Below are 23,733 nucleotides of genomic sequence, written 5' to 3' on the forward strand. Positions count from 1 at the left end.
TTATTGAGTTGTCGGTACCAATGATTAGGCTATCTAAAGTGGTGTTTATACTCCAAATAGGCTTATTTTCAAATGGAGGGCCGTATGTTATGAATGAATCTTTACTTTTATCATATACTGCCAAACCTTTATCTGTACCTACGTAAAGTTTACCATTCTTATCTAATTGTAAACTTCGAATAAATGAACTAGGTAATCCGGAACTTGTTTCATCAGCATAAAAATTTTTGAAGTTTCTTCCATCAAATCTGTTAAGGCCGTTAAATGTACCAATCCAGAGATAACCATCATTATCTTGAACTATTGAGGTTACAGTGCCTTGCGAAAGGCCTTGTGCCACTCCGAATGACTGTGACTGTAAAATCACTTGAGGGGAGGCCTCACTAGAAAATGCTGAAGTATAGAAAGATAGAATCAAAGTACTTAAAAACAAGCAATGAAGGATAATTATTTGTAAGAGTGCTTTTGGCATAGTGTTGTTCTTAGTATTGTCCGAGGATGCCATGAAACAATTGTGTTACATCACTTTTCCAGAAATAGAAGCTTTTGTCAAAAGTGATAATGTAAAAATTCCTTTAAATTGCAGACAGATGGCGTTAGATAGTGTGCAGCATTTGATCTGAGGGATGGATTGACCATGTTTTACATTAATTTTTACAACAAAGACCAGAGATACTACTGCACAAATGCATGAATGCAGCGGTTTTGTTTGTTTACAGTAAATGCTGGATTAATGATCTAGCAGCTTTTTTTAGGTTAAAAATTGAACTTTTCAGCGTTTTGTTTGAACAGTTTTAGATCGGTAATCATATTGTCAGATTTGAGGGCTGATTGAGATACATGCTCAGAACCGGTACTAAAAAGCACTAAGCGATCACTATGCTTCGTGCGCATTTTTTGCATCATAAACTTGATTAAATCGGGGCGGGTGAGCTTGCTGATTTCAGCCACAACCAGTTCCCGTTGATTGAACTGATAATCTCGATTACCGACACTCACCCAATAACGTTGGCCACGAGTTTTAAGATTGGCATCATGTTCCATTACCTGGTTGATGAGTCCTTGTTTTGTGCTTTCCCATTCTTCATTCGTTATTTGCATAACTGCATAGTTAAAGTCCGCGATAAACTCGTCGATTGCTTCCAGTAAATGCAGTGGACCCGTTGTGGGTGATTGAATATAGAAAATGAGTCCAGGATGGCGATTCAGCGGAAGGTAACCTGTGCCAACCATGTAGCCTAATTGTTTTTCAGTACGCAGTTCATGGAAGAAGGTTGAGGACATCGCGTGATTTAGTAAGCTAAACAGTGCCATTTTTTCTGGCGTTGCCCTTGCTGATTGGTAATAGACGATAATGGCGCTGTCTTGATGATCTATCGCCAGTTCTCTTAAAAGGGTGCCTTGTCCGGTTAAATTAATTAATTCACGGGTGGATTCTGCGCTAGGGCTAGAGACGAGGGACAAGATATGCTCCAGACGTTTGCCGAGTGCCTGCGCCTCTGAGACTAACCAATCGCCGTAAATTAATCCTTCTAGATAAATTTTTTCGTAAAATGCCCTTACATGGTTATGTAGATCATTTAAGGTTATATTTTCAAGTGCTTGGGCCATTCTGGCTGGTTCGTAACTGCGCTTCTGTAATGTTGCTGTCAGGCTGGTGAACAGTTGTGAAATCGGCTTAGCTTGAGCTAAATTTTGCCAACTACGTAACAGCTGAGACTTGATTAAGGCAAACCGTTCTTCGGTGAAATTACGTTCTCTTGCTTTATGGATAAGCAAAGCTAACAGCGTCTCTTGATTCCCAGTAAAACCAGACAAATGTAGGGTGATCCCACCCTGATGGGGGTAAATGTTATAGCTAAGTCCAGCGACTTCCGCTTGGTAAGTGGGCTCAGTTAAGTAATCGAGCAGCATCTCAACGTATAAGCGGGTGAGGGCAGCATGTTTTGGGGTTTTACTCGCCTGCTCTGAATCGAGTGATAAATACATATGGCCTTTCGGGACATTAAACTCATCGTCTTTTTTATGCCAAATGCGGTATCCCGTTGATTCCGCGACAATCACAGGCACAGCGACTTCACTTTTATCGGGCCGAGCAATGGAATCTGCCACAATAAAGGGATTGGCAGCGGGCAATTGCAACTCTGGGCGAATGTGTGTGACTTGCCAACGGGCAAGGGATTCGGGCTTTATCGGTAAGACTTGATACGGCGTATGGTACCAATTGGCTTTGCGGTCGGTCTTAACGGACTGTGCTATGAGTTGCAAGCGCATATTTTGCGGTGTCATTAAGCGCAATAGCTCAAGGGTTTCATCAATATCTAAGCCATCCATGCGATAGTCGCCAAAGACTAAGTCTTCCACTTCGTAGTGATGCATATTGATGCTTAAGTGGCTGGCTAAATCGAGGGATTTCACTTGCTCCTGATAGCGAAACGCCATTTTGAGCAGATTCGCACGTTCTAAATAGCGCCAATCCTCAAGGCCTTGGTTTTTTATCAGCTCGATGTATTCAAAGCAGCTGCACACAATATCATCAATATTGGCCACGCCTTTGTCTGTCAGTTGTAGGCCTATACTGTAGTCCTTGAAGTTATAGCCATTGACTCCGCCGCCTGCGGAGAGGTTATTCACTAAACCTTGTTCTTTAAGATACGACAGCAGGCTGCCTTTACTCTCATTGCCGAGGATATGGCTAATATAGGTGAGCGGCTTGCGTTTGTAGTAGTGATCGATGCAAGGAAAGTTAAAACTGATACTTAAACGCTTTTGTTCCTTTAAGGGGACAATATTGATTTGCTTAAGCAGTTCGTTTTCAGAAAACAGCGGTACATCGGGATACTGTTTGACTAAGTTTAAGTTTCTGATTGTACTGAAATATTGCACTGCAAGCGCCTGAAGCTCATCTAACGGCATAGGTGCGACTAAACAGAGCGTCATTAAATTGGCGCTGTAATGGCTTTGATAAAATGCTAACAGCTCGCTTCTGACCTGCGCCTGTTCTCCGCCTAGCGTGACTAAATTGCCCACGGAAAACTTTGAAAACGGATGCTGTTGATTGACGGTTTCTTTAAGCACTTGATAGGTGCGGCGGATATCGTCCTTCAGCTTTAAACTAAATTCAGATTCAATCGCTTGGCGCTCCCTATCGACTAGGTCGAGGTCAAATTTGGGGGCGATAAAGAATTGGCTAAATCTGTCTAGGGAGTCGGCAAATACGTCAGCGTTGATCGTAAAAAAGAAATTGGTATGCTCGGTGCCTGTCCAAGCATTATTGCTGCCACCATGCTGATTGATAAATGAGTGGTATTCGCCTGAGTCGGGGAATTTTTCGGTGCCTAAAAAGAGCATATGTTCTAAAAAATGCGCCATACCGGGTCTATCTACAGGATCATCAAAATGTCCCACTGCGACCGCCATGGAGGCGGCGGCTTGGCTAGCGTCCAAATCTTCCACCAATAATACCCGCAGCGCATTATCTAACACGAGATAACGGTACTGGCGATGATCGTTTGGACTTTTGTAAATAGACTGAGAGGCTTGCAAAGAGACACTCCGATGACGATGGCTTGTTATATATTGATAGTCTTAATGGTTTTTGGCAAATATCTCTTGTGCTTATCGACTAAAGATTAACTCTTGCAAGGTTTGTCGAAATCCATTTTAGGGCTACAATTGGGATAAAACAAAAACAAGTATGGGTAACGAGAGACGTATGCAGCTATTTTTGATGCGACATGGTGATGCTGGATTTAATGCTCAGTCGGATAGGGATAGAACGTTAACCGATGTTGGAAGACACCATACAGTGTTAATGAGCAACTGGTTAGCCCGAAGCGTCAGCGATTTTGATCTTGTTTTGGTTAGTCCTTACTTACGGGCTCAGCAAACTTGGCAAACATTGAGTCAACATTTTCCTGAGCCGCGCAAATGGCTAGTTGTCGATGATTTAGTGCCGTCTGGCGATCCTGCTAATGTTGCCGCATTGATTTTGGCCTATGCCGAATTGTATAAGGCCGATAAAGTGTTGGTTATTTCCCATATGCCGTTGTTAGGTTATTTGGTGAGTGAGTTGGTAGCAGGTGTTGAACCGCCTTTATTTGCTACCTCTGGGATTACATTAATCGATAAACATGCCGAGCAAGCCTCTCTTGTGTGGCAGCATGCTCCTCATAGTATTAGTTAATAAATTCAATATAAAACAAAGGGCTCACAGATGTGGGCCCTTTGTTTTAGTATGCTTTTTTTATAAAGTTGGATAACTTAACGTCGATGGGGCTGGTCACCAATATCAATCAGTACCAATAACGCGGCATCGCCACCCCATTCTTTGGGCGCTTGGTGAAAGGCTTTCACCATAGGATGTTGCACCAACCACATTGGCACCTGTTGTTTAAGTATGCCCGTGCCATAACCGTGCATCACACAACAACATTGGCTTTGCTGTTTTACACAGGCTTGGATCAGCGCTGCTAATTCGAGTTTGGCTTCCGACTGGCGATAACCGTGTAAGTCCAGCAGCAAATCCGGCTGATAGTCGCCACGTCTTAAGCGTTTAAGCTCCAGACTATCGACACCCTCGTCGAGCCAACGCATTGGTCCCTGAACGGGCAGCAGAGGTTGATAAGTATCTGAGAAATAACTATTAGCATGCAACTGCTGCTCTTTTAGTTCAATTTCTTGTTTGGTTTTTAGGGGCGCGCGAAAATGCCGCTTATCTTGGGTGATAGGTTTTATCCCTTCGATTAGCGCCGAAAACATCGCCATGCCTTCTTTGTCATCGTCTTTATTCATGGCGGGTATTCTATTGAATCCTATGGTTTCTGAATAGAGTTCAGTTACAATGTTTGTGAACATACAAGCGGGAGAGCGTTTTGGATAAGATCTTTGTAGATGAAGCTGTGACAGAGTTACGCACCATTGGTGATATGTTGCGTTGGGCGGTGAGCCGCTTTAATGATGCTAATGTGTACTATGGCCACGGGACGGATAACGCGTGGGATGAGGCGATTGCCTTAGTGTTCCATGCGCTGCACTTACCTGAAGAAATCGGCCAACAGGTGATTTTAAGTAACTTAACCAGCAGCGAAAAACACAAAATTGTCGAGCTTATCATTCGTCGCGTTCGTGAACGTTTGCCAGTGCCATATTTAACCAATAAAGCGCGCTTTGCAGGGCTTGAGTTCTATGTGGATGAGCGCGTATTGGTGCCACGTTCACCTATCGCTGAGATGATTGCCAATCGCTTTGGCCCTTGGTTATACGGCAAACCCGTTAATCGTATTTTAGATTTATGTACCGGCAGTGGTTGTATCGCAATTGCCTGTGCCTACGAATTTGATGACGCCGAGGTCGATGCGCTGGATATCAGTGAAGATGCCCTCGATGTAGCGCAAATCAACGTTGAAACCTTAGGGGTGATGGACAGAGTCTTCCCGATGCAATCGGATCTGTTTTCAGCCATTCCTGAAGGTCCACAATACGATTTGATTGTTTCTAATCCGCCCTATGTTGATGAAGAAGATATCGGCGATATGCCAGATGAATATCACCATGAGCCAGCCATTGGGTTAGCTTCCGGTCGTGATGGCCTTGACTTAACCAAACGCATTTTAGCGAATGCGGCCCAATACCTGACACCAACGGGAATTTTAGTGGTTGAAGTGGGTAACTCTATGGTGCATCTGATGGAACAATTCCCTGAAGTGCCATTTACCTGGGTTAACTTTGAACACGGCGGTGACGGTGTGTTTGTGTTGACGCGCGACCAACTGGTCGAACATCAATCGCTTTTTGCTATTTATCGCGACGCGCAATAATAAATTAGGTTGAGTCTTTTCCCGCTGCCAGTTAGGCTTGCAGCGGGAAAAAGAATTGTCCAGCCATTGCTGGGCGCGGAGCGATAAGCAAATCATTTAAGGTGTAAAAAGCGGATGTCTGGAAACAGTATTGGTCAAAATTTTGTGGTGACTACCTTTGGTGAAAGTCACGGTGTGGCGCTCGGTTGTATTATTGATGGTTGCCCACCAGGGCTCGAACTCACCGAAGCCGATATGCAGCATGATTTAGACCGCCGTCGTCCTGGCACATCCCGTTATACCACAGCGCGTCGTGAGCCTGATGAAGTACGGATCTTATCCGGTGTGTTTGAGGGCAAAACCACGGGCACCTCCATTGGGCTTTTGATCGAAAACACCGATCAGCGCAGCCAAGATTATTCCAATATCAAAGATTTATTCCGTCCAGGACATGCCGATTACACCTATCAGCAAAAGTATGGCATGCGTGATTACCGTGGTGGCGGCCGTTCATCGGCACGCGAAACCGCTATGCGGGTTGCTGCAGGCGCTGTGGCGAAAAAGTATTTAAAACAAGTGCATGGGATTAATATCCAAGGCTATATGTCGCAACTTGGACCGATTAGTGCCGAGACCCTCGATTTTAGTCAAATCGAGCAGAACGCCTTTTTCTTTCCCGATGCGAGTAAGCTCGAGGCGCTGGATGAGTATATGCGCGAGCTGAAAAAATCCGGTGATTCCATTGGCGCCAAAATCTCTGTGGTAGCGACTGGCGTGCCTGTTGGACTGGGCGAACCTGTGTTCGACAGGCTCGATGCCGATATCGCCCATGCCTTAATGGGCATAAACGCGGTAAAAGGCGTTGAAATCGGCGATGGTTTTGGCGTTGTCACGCAAAAGGGCTCGGAAGGGCGCGATTTAATGTCGCCCCAGGGTTTTGAATCTAATCATGCGGGCGGTATCCTCGGCGGCATCTCATCGGGTCAACCGATTATTGCTCATATCGCATTAAAACCGACCTCGAGTATCAGTGTGCCGGGTCAAAGCATGACGGCCCAAGGTGAAATGGCAGAAGTGGTGACTAAAGGTCGTCACGACCCCTGTGTCGGGATCCGCGCGGTACCGATCGCCGAAGCTATGCTGGCGATTGTGTTGATGGATCATCTGTTAAGACACAGAGCTCAAAATCAGGATGTTCGCAGTCATACACCGATTCTCGGCATGAGATAGGCGCGATGAATGAGACAGTCTGCATGGAATAAAGATGCATAGCGGCTGTGTAATAAATGGAATGCGTTAATGCCTACAATCTCTAGCACAAGCCAGCAGTTACGCTGGCTATGTGCCTGTTATTTTTTCTTCTTTTCAATTCTCGGCACTATGATCCCTTACCTTGGGGTCTTCTTCGAAAACCGGGGATTTAACCCTCAAGAAATCGGTTTTTTGCTCGCGATTTTAATGGCGACCCGTATCGTGGCTCCCAATGTGTGGGCGAAGGTGGCCGATCGCACAGGCATGCGCTCTGAATTGGTTAAGATGGGCGCGGGCGCGGCGATGCTGGCGTATTTAAGCTTTTTCTACCACGGTGGTTTTGTGTATATGGCGCTCAGCCTTGCGCTGTATACCTTCTTCTGGAACGCGATTTTGGCGCAGCTTGAGGTGATCACCCTCGAAACCTTAGGTGAAAATGCCAGCCGCTATGGACAAATCCGCAGCTTTGGCAGCATTGGCTATATCTGCTTAGTCGTCGGCGCCGGTTTTGCCATTGGTCAATGGGGCACCGAGGTGTTGCCCTATATTGGTTTAGTTTTGTTTACGGGGATGCTGGTCAGCGCCTTGCCGTTGCCAGCCAATCGGGCTGTGCGCCCACAAGGACAAGAGCGCCAGCCACTTAAATGGACTAAACCCATTCTGTGGTTCATGGTGTCGGCGATGTTATTACAGATGAGCGCAGGGCCTTTTTACGGTTTCTTTGTGCTCTATCTTAAGCAGGCGGGTTACACCGAAGCGGCCGCGGGGATTTTTGTCGCCCTCGGTGCAATGGCCGAAATCGTGATGTTTATGTTTGCGCCTCGCTTGCTTGGACGTTATGGCGTCAATACCTTACTTGTCGTCAGTATTGCCATGACCGCCGTGCGCTGGTTGCTGGTCGCCTTTGGTGTTGAGAGCATGTTATTGCTGGGGTTAAGCCAAGTGCTGCATGCGTTCACCTTCGGCTTGACCCATGCAGCCTCGATTCAATTTGTGCATCGAAATTTTGATGCAAGTCATCGCAGTCAAGGACAAGCCCTGTATGCCAGCTTAAGCTTTGGGGTTGGCGGCGCGCTCGGGACTTGGATTTGCGGTTATATCTGGGGTGATGGTAGCGGCGCTGTATGGTCTTGGGTATTTGCGGCGACCTGTGCTTTTGCGGCCATGTTAGCGGTATTTTTGATCCCTAAGGATAGGGCGCAAGCGGTTGCTGCATAAGCTGACATTGATTGTGAAAGTAACTCATTGTAAAAACTAGAATAATGAACAAGAGAGGTTAAGGTGATCCGGTTTCGTTTAGGCTTAGTCATCAATCCACTGGCGGGTTTAGGTGGCAGTGTGGGTCTTAAGGGCAGCGATGGCGTGGCCGAGCAGGCACTCGCCTTAGGTGCCGAGCCCAAGGCAATAAAGCGTATGATGCAAGCCTTAGAAGTGATTGCCCCTTTTGCCAAAGATATCGAAATCATTACCGCCTCAGGTGTGATGGGGGAGGATGCCGCCAACGCCTTAGGTTTTAACACCCGTGTGGTGTATCAAACTCCGGATAAAACTCAAGCGATAGACACGCAAGCCGTTGTGCGTACCTTGCTTGATGAACCGTTAGATTTATTACTGTTTGCGGGGGGCGATGGCACCGCACGCGATGTGTATAGCGTGTTTGAACAAGCCGTTATCGACGATAAATTACCCGTGCTTGGTGTGCCGGCTGGGGTCAAAATCCATTCGGGCGTTTACGGCATCACGCCCCATGCCGCGGGTATGGTGGTGAAAATGCTGCTCGAAGGTGAGTTAGTCAGCCTAATGAGCGCCGATGTGATGGATATCGATGAAGTAGCTTTTCGCCAAGGCACGGTGCGCGCCAAACGGTTTGGTGAGCTATTAGTGCCCGCTGAACCCCGTTATGTGCAAGCGGTGAAGATGGGCGGAAAAGAAGTCGATGAGCTCGTGCTCGCCGACATTGCCGCTGATGTTATCCAGCAGATGGAAGACGAGCTGTACATTATGGGCTCGGGCAGCACGGTCGCCTTTGTGATGGAAGAGCTTGGGCTCGATAACACTCTGTTGGGGGTTGATCTTATCCAAGATAAAACCTTAGTGGCGAGTGATTTAACCGCCAAGCAGTTACTCGACCTTACCCAAGATAAGCCCGCAAAACTGGTTATTACCTTGATTGGCGGGCAGGGGCATATTCTCGGTCGTGGCAACCAGCAGTTGTCGCCAGAGCTGATCCGCCGCCTCGGTAAGGACAATATTATTATCCTCGCCACAAAAACTAAGCTAAAAGCACTTGAAGGACGCCCCTTAATTGTGGATAGTGGCGACCCTCAATTAGATCGTGAGCTTTGTGGCTATTACAAAGTGACGACGGGTTACCATGATTATGTGATGTATCAGGTGGCCAACCCCGATTAATCAGATTTATTCTCCTCGGAGATTGCAAGCACCGAGGGGCCAGCGGCCATTTGGGCGAAATACGTTATTGGAGAGTTTGACCCGATGTTAGAGCAGTATGAAGAAGCACTAGAACAGTGGATTGAGTCTGTCGTAAGCCATGGTGATGACGATGCCTTATTTGCCTGCGGTTATCTGCAAGGCCATGTGGCGGTGGTGTTATCGCAACTCGAAGATGAAGGCGAGAGCACGTTAGAAGCCTTACTTGAAAAAATGACCGACTGTTTAGCGCTGGCGCGCCAAGAATTAAATGATGCCGATTTTGCATTAGTTGAAGCGGCTTGGACACAATTACATGGCAAGATTGTTAGTCATTTAGCGGCCTAATTGATGAGTATATCCACGACGACTTCGGTTGATGCCATGGCTGAACCTGACGGGCAGCAAGCGGTTTATATCGGTCTAGTCAATCCGAAAACCCCGACCAATGTGGGCGGCATTATGCGCGCTTCGGGTTGTTATGGTGTTGATGCGGTGTTCTACACGGGCAAACGCTATGAGTATGCTGCCCGTGGGCCGCAGCAATATAACGCCGATACGCAGAGCGCCGCCGAGCGCATTCCGTTAACTGGGGTGGCCTCCTTACTCGATGCGCTCCCCTCTGACACTAAGCTGGTGTGCGTGGATTTAGTCCTAGGGGCGACACCCTTACCTGAGTTTGTGCATCCCGAGAAAGCCTTTTATGTGTTTGGCCCTGAGGATGGCACCATTGGCCAAGAGATTATCGATAGGGCGGATGCCGTGGTTTATGTGCCGACGGTAGGCTGTATGAATCTGGCTGCCTCGGTCAATGTGCTGCTGTACGATAGATTAGCGAAAGCCCATCGTGAGCAAGTATCAGCTCAAACCGAGTTCGATGGTGATGCCTTGATCCGTCAAAGTCGAGACAATAATAATCGCACTCGTGTTAAAACGACTAAGCAGGGTACTTCGCTCTAGGGTTAACGCTTAATAGTTAATGCTCAGTCTAAATACAAAAAGGATTAAGCACTGCTTAATCCTTTTTTGTTTTGGGCTGCCAATCACTGGTGCGATTAGATGCAAGCCTGATTAGCATTCAATGATAAGCCTTTGTTTTAATCAACTAGTTTTCACTCAGGCCGCACTTTACTAAAGTGCTCTTTACTAAAGTGCTTTACCCTTTAGTAATTTGCGTAACCACATCCGATTTGGGTTGAGTTTATTTAAGGTTGGCCAATCCAGTGGCAGCGGCTCACCAGTTAATTGTGCCGCCAAGCATTCGGCCGCCAAGGGGCCGGAGCTTAATCCCCGCGATCCTAAACCGCCCAGAATATAAAGGCCATTGAGGATGGGAGCTGGGGTCGTTTGCCAATAATGCTTGCTTTGTTCGGCCTGCTGCTGATTGAGTTGATGCTGTTCATAGCGCGCCAATATTTCAGCCACATCGGGCGCGCAGCCCATCATCGGGAAATGATCCCGCGTTACCATGCGCACGCCAACTCGGGCGCTATTGCCGCTGATGTCGATATCGTCAACCCAGGCTTGATCGGGGTAGCTTTCTTGCATTTTCCCCAGGTTTTCCCGTTGCTCCTGCGGGCAAAAATCGAGGTGAGCTGCCGCTTTTACATAACTGGCGCCAAGACAATGCAACCCTTGATGACTCGGCGTGAGGTAACCATTCGCGCATAACACTGTCGCCAATTGGCTCAGTTTAAATTTGGCAGGGACGTGGCTCACTTGGCCGCGAAACGGACTTATCTGCAAACGTTCACTGGCTGAAAACTGTGTCACCTGCGCGCCATTGGCGAGCACGAGTTGGCTGTATGGTCCAAAACGTTGGCTTTGAGTGTGGAGATACCAAGCATTTGTATCACACTTGATTTCGGTGATGTCGGTATTGAAATGGCACAGCACATGGGCAAGTTGCGAGGCCTTATCTACCGCCGCCTTGGCGTATTCAAATGGGCATACCCAGCCTCCAAGGGGATAGAAAAATCCAGCCTTATCAATCCCTATTTGAGCTATTTCGTTGGCTTCATTCGCATCAACGGCGTAGGCGATTTCCACTGGCCAGTCTTGGCTTTGGATGATTTTATCCAGCCGTTGTTGACTGCGCTCATCATGACCTGTTTGCAGCACGCCACAAAAATCATGGGAAATTGGCGTCACACCAGATGTTCCGTTCGTGCCCATCGTTGATGCAAGACTCAGCGCCTCGATTCGGCGGCGACTGAATAGAAACGCCTGTTGGAAAAAACGGCTAAGTTCATCATTTTCTGGCGTGAGTAGGGGATAGATCGCCCCTTGGCGATTACCAGACGCGCCTTGGCCTAACTCATTATCCTTACAAAACAATATGCTACTTTGGCCTCGTTCGGCGAGTGATAGCATCAGATGTGCTGATGCGAGTCCCCCGCCTATGATGGCAATTGGCTGCTCTTTAGTGGCGAGTGCCGAAGGTTTTGGGGTAAATGCCTGAACGGTATCGGCTTGTTGACGCAGCAATTTACGCTCATGGATCAGAATATTGTCGCTGATAATATGGTTTCGCAGTGAGTCGCAGGCATTTTCATTGAGAGCGTCTTGGCTGACGTCAAGCGTGCTAAAGCCGCAGCTGTGGGCAAGGTGTTGCGCTGTTTCACTAAGATTAAGCCCAATCAGTAGGGCATCATCCGCACTCAAGCGCGCCATTTGCCAGAGCTGCTTACCATTTAGCTGCGCAGGTAAATGCGGCAAAACCAGCCATTGCTGAATGGGATGAGAAGTACTGTGGGGGAGTTGGCTAAGTGCTGTGTTCAGATCGCCAAAATGCAAATCGACTGTGATTAGGCCGTCATCAAAAATTAATCTCTGGCACCCTATAATGCGCGCAGGCTTTGCCTTAAGTATGGCATTGGCAATGGGTTGTAAATGAGGCTTGGAAATTAAACTTTGCGATTGATCCCAAAGTAATTTAAGTTCGTAATCGTTAATGGGATTGGGCTCAAACACTTTGACTAACAGACGCGTTTTGCCTTGAGGTTGAGTATGCGTTTGCCAGTGATGCAGTAAAGAGAGTAGCTCGAGTCCATCGCCTAATCCCCATTGCCCCATGACGTGCAAGCCCTGAATGAGCTGAGTTGATTGCGTCGGTAAGCGAGAGAGTTGAAGGAGAGTAAAATTGTCCAGAGACTGTGCAGTAGTCAATGCGCATGGGGGATAAAGGTTGATTAGTTGCGGGTAATCACGCTTAAATTGGTAAGATTTTTGGGGCTTAGCAGTCAAAGAAATATACTCTCGGTCTCATATTAGGCATTATTTTACCCGCCTTTATGGAAAGCTGACCACTTAATTGAAGCAAAACAGATACTATTGGCTCAGCAAAAAGTAGGTACTGACATGTACACAATGGATAGCAATAAAATGAAAAGAGTCGTGATCACCGGAATGGGTGTTGTTTCAAGTATCGGTAATAACAAGCAAGAAGTGACTGAGTCACTTAAAGCGGGCCGTAGTGGTATTACACATTCCGCTCAGTTTGAAGAAATGCAACTACGCAGTCATGTATGGGGCAATATCAAATTAGATCCTTCAGAGCTGATTGACCGTAAAGCGCTGCGTTTTATGGGCGATGCTGCGGCATATGCTTACATTGCAATGCAAGAAGCCATTAAGGATGCTCAGTTAACTGAAGAGCAATATTCAGATCCTCGCGTAGGGTTGATTGTGGGTACAGGCGGCGCTTCGTCTTCTAACCAAGTGCAAGCGGCTGATATTCTACGCGAAAAAGGCGTAAAACGCGTGGGGCCTTATATCGTGCCACGCATTATGTCGAGCACGGCCAGCGCTTGTTTAGCGACACCCTTCAAAATTAAAGGTATGAACTACTCAATCAGTTCAGCCTGTGCGACCAGTGCTCACTGTATCGGTCACGCCGTTGAACTTATCCAAATGGGTAAGCAAGATATGGTGTTTGCGGGCGGTTCGGAAGAAGTGGATTGGACTCTGACCATGGGCTTCGATGCGATGGGCGCGCTATCGACTAAATACAATGCCACTCCAGAAAAAGCCTCTCGCACCTATGATGCTGACCGTGATGGTTTCGTTATCTCTGGCGGTGGCGGTATCTTAATCGTTGAAGAGTTAGAGCACGCTCTGGCTCGTGGCGCGAAGATTTATGCTGAAGTGATTGGTTATGGTGCATCATCAGACGGTTACGATATGGTGGCTCCGTCTGGCGAAGGTGCGGTGCGTTGTATGCAAATGGCACTGGCCGATGTGGACACACCAATTGACTATATCAACACCCACGGTACATCTACTCCAGTAGGTGACGTGCGTGAATTAGAAGCACTACGTGAAGTCTTTAAAGACAAGTGTCCACCGATTGCATCGACTAAGTCTATGACGGGTCATGCATTAGGCGCCGCAGGCGTACATGAAGCGATTTACAGCTTAATCATGATGGAAAACAGCTTTATTGCCCCAAGCATCAACATCGATAACTTAGATGAAGCTGCGAAGGACATGCCAATCGTGCGTGAATACCGCGATGCAGAGCTAAACACTGTCATGAGCAACAGCTTTGGTTTTGGTGGCACTAACGCAACGTTAGTGATGCGCAAATATAAGTAAACTATTATTTTTGTTAAAAAAGGAAGCTTCGGCTTCCTTTTTTATTAGCTAAAATTGAGCAATGCGACTCAGGGATTGGGTTTATGATCAGAGTCTTGCTAGAATCCTTGGCTACTCACTCTCTAGCCCATTTTTATCAGAAAGGTCCCCATGAAGATTGTTGTCGATGAAAATATGCCCTATGTCGAACCCTTATTTGGGGCGTTAGGCGAGATAATTCCAGTCAATGGCCGCACGCTAACGCCTGAGCAGGTGCAAGATGCCGATGTGCTGCTGGTGCGCTCTGTCACCCGAGTCAATGCCGCACTGTTAGATGCCAATCCAAAACTTAAGTTTGTCGGCAGCGCAACTATAGGGACTGATCATGTGGATCTGGCCTACCTTGCTGGGCGTGGCATTCCCTTTTCGAATGCGCCCGGCTGTAATGCGACCGCTGTCGGGGAGTTTGCCTTTATTGCGATGTTAGAACTGGCGGCGCGGTTTAACTCGCCGCTCAAGGGTAAAGTTGTGGGGATTATCGGTGCGGGCAATACTGGTAGCGCAACGGCTAAATGTCTCGAAGCCTACGGCATTAAGGTATTACTCAATGATCCCATCAAAGCGGCCGAAGGCGATCCCCGTCATTTTGTGAGCCTTGAGACCCTATTACATGAAGCGGATATCATCAGCCTACATGTGCCCATCACTCGCTCTGGCGAGCATAAGACACTGCATTTATTCGATGAAGCGCGCCTGATGAGTCTTAAACCTAATACGTGGTTGGTGAACTGTTGTCGTGGTGATGTAATTGATAATCAAGCCTTAATTAAGGTCAAGCAGCAAAGGGATGATCTTAAATTGGTGCTCGATGTATGGGAAGGGGAGCCGAATCCCATGCCGGAGTTGGTGCCTTTTGCTGAGTTTGCCACCCCGCATATCGCCGGTTACAGCTTAGAAGGTAAGGCTCGTGGCACTTTTATGCTGTACCAAAAGTTGTGTGAGTTGTTAGCCATTCCGGCCACCAAACGCTTTTTCGAGCTATTGCCTCCATTTCATTTTAAGGCGGTTGAACTCGAACAAGTCCCCGATGAAAAAGCCCTATTACAGCTCGCAAGATTCGTCTACGACCTGCGTGATGACGATGCCGTATTCCGAAATGGCTTTGCAAGGTCGAATGGCTTCGACACTATGAGAAAAAATCACAAACATCGACGCGAATTTAGTGCATTGGCGCTGGCTTATCACGGCCAATCTGAGGTAGATTGGTTGTCCAATTTAGGTTTTTCAGGAGTCGGTCGGTAATTATGTCGCAGGAATTTAATGTTGTCGTTTTAGGTGCATCGGGTGCAGTGGGTCAAACAATGATTGAGATCCTCGAAGAGCGTAACTTCCCGGTTGCGAACTTATATCCTTTAGCCAGTAGCCGTAGCGCCGGTGAAACGGTCAGCTTCCATGGCAAACAAGTTACCATTTTGGACGTCGAAACCTTCGATTGGAGCCAAGCGCAATTAGGCTTCTTCTCTGCCGGTGGTGATGTCTCGGCCAAGTGGGCGCCTATCGCAGCTGAAGCGGGTTGTGTGGTGATCGATAACACCTCTCACTTCCGTTATGACATTGATATTCCATTGGTTGTGCCTGAAGTTAACCCCCATGCGATTGCTGATTTCCGCAACCGTAATATTATTGCCAACCCGAACTGCTCGACCATCCAAATGCTGGTGGCTCTAAAACCGATTTACGACACTTATGGCATCAGTCGTATTAACGTGGCGACTTATCAATCGGTCTCTGGTACGGGTAAAAAAGCGATTGAAGAACTGGCAAAACAATGCACTAAGCTGCTGCAAGGTCTGCCTGCTGACGCTGAAGTTTATCCAAAGCAAATCGCGTTTAACGTATTGCCGCAAATTGATAAATTTATGGACAACGGCTACACCAAAGAAGAAATGAAAATGGTCTGGGAAACCCAGAAGATTTTTGGTGACGATGACATTCTCGTTAACGCGACTGCTGTGCGCGTGCCGGTATTCTATGGTCACTCAGAAGCCGTACATATCGAAACGCGTCAAGTCGCCGATGCAGAAGATATTAAAGCTTTACTGCGTAATGCCGAAGGAGTGGTATTGTTCGAATCCGATGACGAATATCCAACGGCTGTGACCCATGCAGCGGGTACCGATCCTGTTTATGTGGGCCGTGTGCGTAAGGATATCTCCCATTCTCACGGTATTAACCTTTGGGTAGTGTCGGACAATATTCGTAAAGGCGCAGCCTTAAACAGTGTGCAAATTGCCGAGATTTTAGTGAGAGATTATTACTAAGTCTTAAGTAGCAATTGATGCCCAATGAAAAAGCCTGCTGCCAGCAGGCTTTTTTTGTTTTACAATTGTGAACAGTAGCAGGGCTGGGATTTCTAGTTTATAGTAATCTCAATAAATACAATTGCCTAAAGCCTGTTATCAGCGAGATAACTTAAATAGCGCTTCAAAGGGAAGGATTGATGAAATTTCGCACTTCGTATCTTGTGGGCCTGATGGCCACCGTTTTAGCTGTTTTTTCCACGACCTCTTTTATTGATCCTGCGATAGCTGCCGATACTCCCAAAATAAAACCTTTAAAAATCATGGGACCAGATGGACAAATCCGTCAGGTCAATCATCAATATGGGCCAACGACCGCTAAAGATACTTTCTGGAGTATTGCGCAAAAAGTCCGTCCCGATGCCAGTGTCAGTGTTTATCAAGTGATGGCCGCAGTATTTGATGCTAACCCCCATGCGTTTAACTCCGACAGTTATAACAGCCTAGAACGTGGCATGATTTTGCTGATCCCTTCGAAAGAAGTGATGTTATCCATTCCCAATAGTGTAGCGATTGCTCGCGCCGAACGCAGCGATAAGCAAGTCCGTAATACCGCCAAAGCGGCGACTAAACCAGTATCTAAACCGACTGTTGTCACTCCCGTAGTTGAAAATAAACCTAAGGTAGAGCCTCAACCTAAAGTCGATGTTAAACCCGAAGCGGCTAAGACCGAAGTTGCTAAAACGGATGCCGTTGCGACGCCACCCGCTGCGCCGAAAATGGTGAGTTCCGATGTGAATACTCGCCTTGAGGCCGCGGAGAGCAAAAATTTATCCTTAACTGATGAGTTAGCCAGAGCACAAGACCAGCTCGCGGTAAGAAATGCCGATGTTGAAGCCCTTAAAGCCAAAATTGAGGATTTAAACCAACAAATTGCGGTATTAGAGGAAACCTTACAGGCGAGTAAAAAGCAAAATCTTGCACTGAAGGCCGAGGTGGAAGCTGCTCAAGCCCCATCAGATGCCGATGCGCAGCCGCAAACGCCTACTGAGCCTGAAGATCTATGGCGAAACTTGATAAATAATCCGCTGTTATTGGTTGCAGCAGCGGTAGTCCCTGCATTGTTACTACTGCTGCTTGTGTTCTGGATGCTTCGTCGTAAGCGTAATAAAGAACGCCGTGAGTTAGCAGCCCAGCAGGTAGCCATGGCGACAGGTGCTGCTGGTGTGGCAACGGGAGCATCAGTGCTGGCGATGGATGACGATGATCTTGACGATATGGCTGTGCATTTAGACACTGACCATGCCGATTCCATCGATAGCTTATTAGATGTTGGTAGCGTGAGTTTACAACCCGAGCATGAAATGACCGATGGCCATGAGCAGATGGACATCGCTTCTGAAATGTTTATTGACCCAGGTGTTAACACTGCGGCAGAACCACAATTTGAAGAGGACGAAGGCCAATCCTTAGATGATCTCTGGGCTGAGGCCATGGGCGACCAAGAGGAAGCCTTTGCGGAAGAAGAAAAACCCAAATCAGGTAATATTCTCGAAGAAGAGGATCTTGATGCATTATTGGCAGGGCTTGGCTCCGAAGAGCCTGATGCGCCATCTACTAATGAGAACCTTGATGAATTAGCGGGATTTGATATTCCAGCCGACCCAGAGGTGGTTGATGCGGCAGAGTTAGATACCGATCAAGATTTAGCCGCATCGCTTGCTGCGGAATTAGATAATGAACTTGAAAATATAGCGTTAACTGAAACGGCTGAAGATGATATTGATGCCTTGCTCGCCGGGTTTAATCAATCTGAAATGACCGATTCGGTATCTGAGCCAGTGGCTGAGGACGACCTCGATGCATTATTAGCGGATTATGGTAAGGAAAACACCGCTACAGCATCCGATCTTAGCGATGAAATTGCTGCTGAATTAGATAATGAGTTAGCAGAGCTAGGGGTCGCGCAAACCGACGATATTGATGCGTTACTGGCCGATTTTGATAAACCCGCAGCGCCAGAGCCTGACTTAAGCGATGAAATCGCCGCAGAATTAGATACTGAACTTAATGATATCGGTGTCATTGAATCCGACGATATTGATTCTCTGCTCGCAGGTTTGGATGCACCAACCGCGCATGACCCTGCACTTGCAGCAGCCATTGCTGCCGAATTGGAAGAGGAACTAAACACCGACCTACCAGTCAATGATGATCTTGACCAGTTGCTCGCAGGTTTTGAGGCCCAAGATTCGGCGGAACAACAAACGTCTAGCGATGATTCCGACATCCCTCACGATATGCTGGCAGCAGAGCTCGAAACGGCATTACCTGAAGAGTTATCGTCTGCAGATGATGATCTCGAATCTCTTCTCGCCGAATTTGATGTGCCAGAGCAGGCTGAAGCCGACGCGGATGAGTTTAATTTCGACCTCGAAACCACCTACCCTGAAACAGATGATAAGCTCGAGGATGAAGGCTTACTCAAGGGCATCGGTGCTGCCCATGCGATTGATGGTACGGATGATACCTTTGAGCTTAGCGATACGATTGCGAAGAGCCCAGATGATAATCCAAACGAAATCGCAATTGAGCCAAAATTTACCGGTTCCGATGCTGATAATCAAGCTGATAATACGGTACTCGCCACAGCAGCTTTAACGGCTGCGACAGCTGCCGCCGCGGCAAAAGTTAAAGAGAAAGAGGCTTCTTTCTTTAACGACTTAAAAGCTAACAAGAGTAAAGATCCCCATGTACTGGATTGGGACACTGAGCTTAACTTTGCACCTACGTCTAGCGCACAAACTGACAGTCCTAAATCCGAACCTGTTGCACCCGTGGATCCTATCGCTGTCGATCCGCAGGCGGTTTCCCCGCGTCAACCTCTGGAATTTGTTTTAGACGAACCGATTGATAAGGTTGAGCCTACATTCGAGATTATCACTGACAAAGATGATGATATTGTTGATGAGGATGTCGCTCATGAGTTTGCTTTCAGGGCGGACTTAGATACTGATGACGATATCGATTTAAGTGACGACAATGTGCTTGCTGCTTTTAGTGCCAATACCGAAGTTGAAGATGATGAGGTATTAACACCAGAAGATAGCTTTGCCCTCGATGATGAGCATACTCTCACGGTCGATGAAGCATTAGCAGCGCTAGATGCGCAGGAGTCACGTCAGTCGAAGAAGTTTGTACCTGAGCATGATTTGACTAATTTCCAAAACGAACATGGCTATATCGATATTGAAAAACTGCTTAATGACGCCGAGCAGGATAACACAGAGACAGATCTCTATCCTGAAATGGATGTGGAGATGAGTGATGTGGGTGCCCTGATTGGTGATGCAGCCATGATTGATGTGGACGATGAAGAGAACTCTGTTAACGCTAAGCTCGATTTGGCCCGTGCCTATATTGAAATCGATGACAGTGACAGCGCCAAAGCGCTACTCCGTGAAGTTCAAATTGATGGTAATGAGCGTCAACAGGACGAAGCGGCTCGTTTACTTAAAGAGATCGGCTAAGTTTGAACTGGCATTAAGCTTTAATGTTAACGATCAACGGCGCTCACAGCGCCGTTTTTTTTACGGGCTGCTGTGATAAAATGCGCCGCTAAATTAATTGTGAGGATGTGTGATGCGGATTGCATTAGGTATTGAATATGACGGCAGTGGCTATTTTGGTTGGCAGCGTCAGGCCGAAGTCGATTCAGTACAAGGGCAATTAGAACAAGCCTTGTCTAAGGTGGCAAACGAGCCCATTAGCTTGTTTTGTGCAGGAAGAACCGATGCTGGTGTTCATGCAACGGGGCAGGTAGTGCATTTTGATACCAACGCCGTACGTAACGAAGGTGCCTGGACCTTAGGTGTAAATGCCAATTTACCCGATAATATTGCCGTACGCTGGGTAAAAGAGGTAGATGAGAGCTTCCATGCCCGCTTTTCGGCCACGGCTAGACGTTACCGCTATGTGATTTACAATCATAATCTTCGCCCAGGGATCCTACGCCACGGCGTCAGCCATTATCATGGTGATATCGACGTTGATAAAATGCATATTGCGGCGCAGGCGCTGCTCGGCGAGCAGGATTTTACCAGTTTTCGTGCTATTCAATGTCAATCTAAAACCCCGTTTCGCAATGTGCACAGCGTTAAAGTGACGCGTCAGGGCATGTATGTGATCGTCGATATATCTGCCAACGCCTTTTTGCACCATATGGTGCGTAATATTGTCGGTTCGCTGCTGGAGATTGGGCTTGGCAACCAGCCATTGACTTGGATGGCGGATCTGTTGTCATTAAAAGATAGAAATCAAGCCGCGGCAACGGCTAAACCGAACGGACTTTATCTTGTGGATGTGACATATCCGGAGCAATATCAATTGCCAAAGTTAGCGCTTGGGCCATTGTTTATGTTGGATTAATGGCTTTTATAGTGGCAGAGCTTAAATGCGTTTCGAAGGAAGGAAATAACCGATGACCATAGCCCCAAGTGAATTGACAGCCTTAGTTGCGCCAGGAGCAAACGCGCCACTGGATCAATGGCTCGCGTATTTATTATCGATTCACCCAACCGAAATCGACATGGGATTAACTCGGGTTTCTAAGGTTGCCGAGCGCCTTAATGTATTGGATTTAGGGCCAAGTCAAATTGTCACTGTTGCTGGCACCAATGGTAAAGGCACGACCTGCGCCATGCTAGAGAACATCCTGCGTTTATCAGGGTTGACGGTGGGCGTCTACAGCTCGCCCCATATGCTCAAATACAATGAAAGGGTGCGCATCAACGGTCAGGACGCCAGCGATGACGCCTTTGTAGCGGCTTTTGAACAGATTGAAGCGGCACGTGGCGAGATTTCGCTGACCTTTTTCGAATATGCCACCTTGGCGGGCTTAATCCTATTTAAAGCGGCCAAGCTGGATGTGGTGATCTTAGAAGTCGGTCTTGGCGGCCGTTTAGATGCCACTAACATGATTGATGCTGATATCAGCGTCGTGACCTCGGTTGATTTAGACCATGAGGCGTATTTGGGTAATACCCGTGAGCTGGTTGGCCGCGAAAAGGCGGGGATTTTTCGCCAAGGAAAACCTGCCATTGTCGGCGAGCCAAACTTGCCCCATACCGTCAATGATGTCGCCCAACACCTAGGCGCCAAGTTGTATCGAGTCGGGACAGAATTTACCTATCAGCAAAATGGCAACACTTGGGACTATCAAGGGCAAGTACTTACATTAACACAGCTTAGTCTCCCCACATTGCCATTACCCAATGCTGCGACAGTGATTGCCATTGTCGAACAGGGGTGGCCACATATTGCTGCCGATATTATTGCCAAAGGCATCAGCAGCGCCCGTTTAACTGGACGTTTGGAGCAAGTCAGCGAACAGCCGCTGATTTTACTCGATGTGGCTCATAATCCCCATGCTGCAAGGTTTTTAGTCAAGCAACTCACGCCCATCGTCGCGGGTAAGCGAGTGTTTGCCCTGTGCGGTATGCTAAAGGATAAGGATATTGGCGGCGTATTACCTGTGGTTTCGCCCTTAATCGACACTTGGTACTTAGTGAGTTTACAGGGCGAGCGTGGCGCTAATGCCAGCTTGCTACGTCAAACCTTAGCGCAAGACACTAAGGCCCTCGAATTCGAGGATATCGCCACGGCTTGGACGGCATTAAAAGCGCAAATTCAACCCGATGATGTGGTAATTGTGTTTGGCTCCTTTTACACTGTGGCAGGTTTTAAGTCTCTCTTTAAGCAGGATAACCGTTTTGTCTAGCCAGTTTCATAATCGATTAGTCGGCACTGTGGTGCTGGTCGCCCTCGGGGTGATTTTTTTGCCGGATATTTTAGACGGTAAGAAGGAGCGGCAAGAGGAGCAATTTGCCGAAATTCCCTTACGTCCTACCGCGATAGCGCATAAAAATGCCGATGACACGTTTGAAGTGCTATCTGCGCAAGACGTGGATGGCAAAGATGTTATGCCAGAAGAGCCTTCTCCCAATGATGAGGCGACATTAGCGCAGGCAGTGGGCGCGGATGCTAAGCCAGAGTCTAAACCTGAATCTGCATCTGAACCCGTGCAAGCTGCGGCTAAGGAGCAACTTAAGCCACAGGCCGTACAAACTGATGCCAAGGCTGAGTTGAAGGAAACGGCAAAAACTGAAACGGCAAAGTCTGAACCTAAAAAAGATGCACCTAAGCCTGCGATAGCTAAAACCGAACCTAAAAAGCCAGAGGTTAAACCAACCACGGTTGCAAAAGCTGAAAAGCCTAAGGCCGAAACGGCGAAAACTGAATCTGCAAAACCTGCCAAAGACGATGGCATAAAAGTGGTGAGTCGTGATTCATTAAAGCCCGGACTTACCCTGCAACTGGGCGCATTTAGTAATGCCGCCAATGTGAAAGCGCTAGTGGCGCAGTTGCGTAAAAGCGGTTACAAGGCGTACACAATTCCAGACACACCAAAGGATGGCGTGTTGACGAAAGTGTTTGTGGGGCCAGATGTGTCAGAAGTTAAGTTGAAGAAAATACAAGAAGAAGTTGAAAGTCTGACACGTTTAAAAGGTCGGATTGTGCCTTTTAATCCGTTGGAATCTTAATGCAGAACTGCCGAGGCTGAAATAATTTATTTACCTCTCTAGGGGTGAGAATCGTTTCAGTCTCTGGTAGAATCGCGCCGTCTTAAAGCCTATGCTGGAAAGCCATCTCAATGGTTTGGATTGATTACGCTATCATTTTCGTTATCGGGTTATCGACTCTTATTAGTCTGATCCGTGGATTTGCCAAAGAAGCCATGTCGTTAGTGGTATGGTTTGCTGCTTTCTTTGTTGCCAGTCAATTTTATCAAGACCTCGCCATCCATCTGACACAAATGAACGATGAGATGCTGCGCAATGGCGTTTCTATAGCCATTCTTTTTATCACCACATTAATACTCGGTGCCCTTATCAATTACATCATAGGGCAATTAGTGGTTAAAACCGGATTATCTGGCACTGACAGACTTTTAGGTCTGTGTTTCGGTGCTATTAGGGGCGCGTTGATTGTCAGCGCGCTGCTGTTTTTTATGGATGCTTTTACAGGCTCACCTAACGCCCAATGGTGGAAGGATTCTGTATTAGTGCCCGAATTTGGCGTTGTCATCCAGTGGTTCTTTAACTATTTGGAAAACACCTCCAGCTTTGTACCCAAACTATAAAAAAGACAATAAATTTATCCTAAGTGATGAAAAATAAGTCTGCTTTGAACTCTGTCGCGCTATTGGTACAGACTCAAATCGAGGCGAAGGTCGCTGGTCAAATGGCTGGGGAGTTACTTCGTGTTTTACTTATATTTCACATGAAAGGGCATAGAACATCTTACAATGAGGAAGCTTA

Annotated in this window: 19 protein-coding genes; 15 read left to right on the forward strand and 4 right to left on the reverse strand. The window is 47.3% G+C overall.

The features are described from left to right. The coding region (locus MMG82_RS13055) for a two-component regulator propeller domain-containing protein (RefSeq protein WP_277622214.1) at positions 1–472 on the reverse strand (472 nt) is incomplete at its 3' end. A gap of 284 nt (positions 473–756) precedes the next feature. Continuing rightward, entirely contained in the window at positions 757–3,546 is a 2,790-nt protein-coding gene (locus MMG82_RS13060) for an insulinase family protein (RefSeq protein ID WP_241406945.1), read from the reverse strand. Positions 3,547–3,715: 169 nt separating this feature from the next. Between MMG82_RS13060 and sixA the strand changes: the two genes are divergently transcribed. Further along, positions 3,716–4,186, forward strand: coding sequence for a phosphohistidine phosphatase SixA (gene sixA, locus MMG82_RS13065; RefSeq protein WP_241406946.1), 471 nt, complete (start codon positions 3,716–3,718; stop codon positions 4,184–4,186). Positions 4,187–4,263: 77 nt separating this feature from the next. On the opposite strand, the gene smrB is transcribed toward sixA, so the two are convergent. Continuing rightward, positions 4,264–4,794, reverse strand: coding sequence for an endonuclease SmrB (gene smrB, locus MMG82_RS13070; protein ID WP_041416788.1), 531 nt, complete (start codon positions 4,792–4,794; stop codon positions 4,264–4,266). Positions 4,795–4,874: 80 nt separating this feature from the next. Between smrB and prmB the strand changes: the two genes are divergently transcribed. The 6 genes from prmB to MMG82_RS13100 all read left to right on the forward strand — a co-directional run bounded on the left by prmB (position 4,875) and on the right by MMG82_RS13100 (position 10,439). Further along, positions 4,875–5,819 (forward strand): 50S ribosomal protein L3 N(5)-glutamine methyltransferase, encoded by a 945-nt coding sequence (gene prmB / locus MMG82_RS13075; RefSeq protein ID WP_023267697.1) that lies wholly within the window; start codon positions 4,875–4,877, stop codon positions 5,817–5,819. A 114-nt stretch (positions 5,820–5,933) separates the two neighbouring features. Continuing rightward, on the forward strand, positions 5,934–7,028 hold the full coding sequence (aroC, locus tag MMG82_RS13080; protein WP_241406947.1) for a chorismate synthase: 1,095 nt from the start codon (positions 5,934–5,936) through the stop codon (positions 7,026–7,028). A 69-nt stretch (positions 7,029–7,097) separates the two neighbouring features. Then, positions 7,098–8,267: an MFS transporter gene (locus MMG82_RS13085; protein WP_241406948.1), complete on the forward strand. Its 1,170-nt coding sequence runs from the start codon at positions 7,098–7,100 to the stop codon at positions 8,265–8,267. Positions 8,268–8,330: 63 nt separating this feature from the next. Then, positions 8,331–9,461 (forward strand): ATP-NAD kinase family protein, encoded by a 1,131-nt coding sequence (locus MMG82_RS13090; RefSeq protein WP_241406949.1) that lies wholly within the window; start codon positions 8,331–8,333, stop codon positions 9,459–9,461. A gap of 84 nt (positions 9,462–9,545) precedes the next feature. After that, a complete protein-coding gene (locus MMG82_RS13095) occupies positions 9,546–9,827 on the forward strand; it encodes a YfcL family protein (protein ID WP_011622202.1) in 282 nt (93 codons plus the stop codon). A 3-nt stretch (positions 9,828–9,830) separates the two neighbouring features. After that, positions 9,831–10,439 (forward strand): RNA methyltransferase, encoded by a 609-nt coding sequence (locus tag MMG82_RS13100; protein WP_241406950.1) that lies wholly within the window; start codon positions 9,831–9,833, stop codon positions 10,437–10,439. A gap of 186 nt (positions 10,440–10,625) precedes the next feature. Here MMG82_RS13100 and mnmC read toward each other — a convergent pair whose 3' ends face one another. Beyond that, entirely contained in the window at positions 10,626–12,725 is a 2,100-nt protein-coding gene (gene mnmC, locus MMG82_RS13105) for an FAD-dependent 5-carboxymethylaminomethyl-2-thiouridine(34) oxidoreductase MnmC (RefSeq protein WP_241406951.1), read from the reverse strand. 138 nt (positions 12,726–12,863) lie between these two features. On the opposite strand from mnmC, the gene fabB reads away from it, so the two are divergent. The 8 genes from fabB (at position 12,864) to MMG82_RS13145 (ending at position 23,555) form a co-directional block, all read left to right on the forward strand. Next, positions 12,864–14,075 (forward strand): beta-ketoacyl-ACP synthase I, encoded by a 1,212-nt coding sequence (gene fabB, locus MMG82_RS13110; protein WP_037420122.1) that lies wholly within the window; start codon positions 12,864–12,866, stop codon positions 14,073–14,075. Positions 14,076–14,225: 150 nt separating this feature from the next. Then, on the forward strand, positions 14,226–15,356 hold the full coding sequence (locus tag MMG82_RS13115; protein ID WP_140907255.1) for a 4-phosphoerythronate dehydrogenase: 1,131 nt from the start codon (positions 14,226–14,228) through the stop codon (positions 15,354–15,356). 2 nt (positions 15,357–15,358) lie between these two features. Then, positions 15,359–16,375, forward strand: a complete 1,017-nt coding sequence (locus MMG82_RS13120) for an aspartate-semialdehyde dehydrogenase (RefSeq protein WP_055648755.1) — start codon at positions 15,359–15,361, stop codon at positions 16,373–16,375. A gap of 179 nt (positions 16,376–16,554) precedes the next feature. Further along, the gene (locus MMG82_RS13125; RefSeq protein ID WP_241406952.1) at positions 16,555–19,884 is read left to right on the forward strand and encodes a FimV/HubP family polar landmark protein; all 3,330 of its coding nucleotides are present in this window, start codon (positions 16,555–16,557) and stop codon (positions 19,882–19,884) included. A 112-nt stretch (positions 19,885–19,996) separates the two neighbouring features. Then, the gene (gene truA, locus MMG82_RS13130) at positions 19,997–20,782 is read left to right on the forward strand and encodes a tRNA pseudouridine(38-40) synthase TruA (protein WP_037420111.1); all 786 of its coding nucleotides are present in this window, start codon (positions 19,997–19,999) and stop codon (positions 20,780–20,782) included. A gap of 52 nt (positions 20,783–20,834) precedes the next feature. Continuing rightward, positions 20,835–22,133, forward strand: a complete 1,299-nt coding sequence (gene folC / locus MMG82_RS13135) for a bifunctional tetrahydrofolate synthase/dihydrofolate synthase (protein WP_241406953.1) — start codon at positions 20,835–20,837, stop codon at positions 22,131–22,133. Continuing rightward, entirely contained in the window at positions 22,126–22,956 is an 831-nt protein-coding gene (locus MMG82_RS13140) for an SPOR domain-containing protein (RefSeq protein WP_047536581.1), read from the forward strand. Before folC ends, MMG82_RS13140 begins: the two co-directional genes overlap by 8 nt. Before the next feature lie 110 nt (positions 22,957–23,066). Beyond that, positions 23,067–23,555, forward strand: coding sequence for a CvpA family protein (locus tag MMG82_RS13145; protein ID WP_011072963.1), 489 nt, complete (start codon positions 23,067–23,069; stop codon positions 23,553–23,555). The last annotated feature ends 178 nt before the right edge of the window (positions 23,556–23,733 follow it).

Origin of the sequence: Shewanella sp. MM_2022_3 (assembly GCF_022557375.1) — a bacterium.
GTDB classification, from domain to species: domain Bacteria; phylum Pseudomonadota; class Gammaproteobacteria; order Enterobacterales; family Shewanellaceae; genus Shewanella; species Shewanella xiamenensis.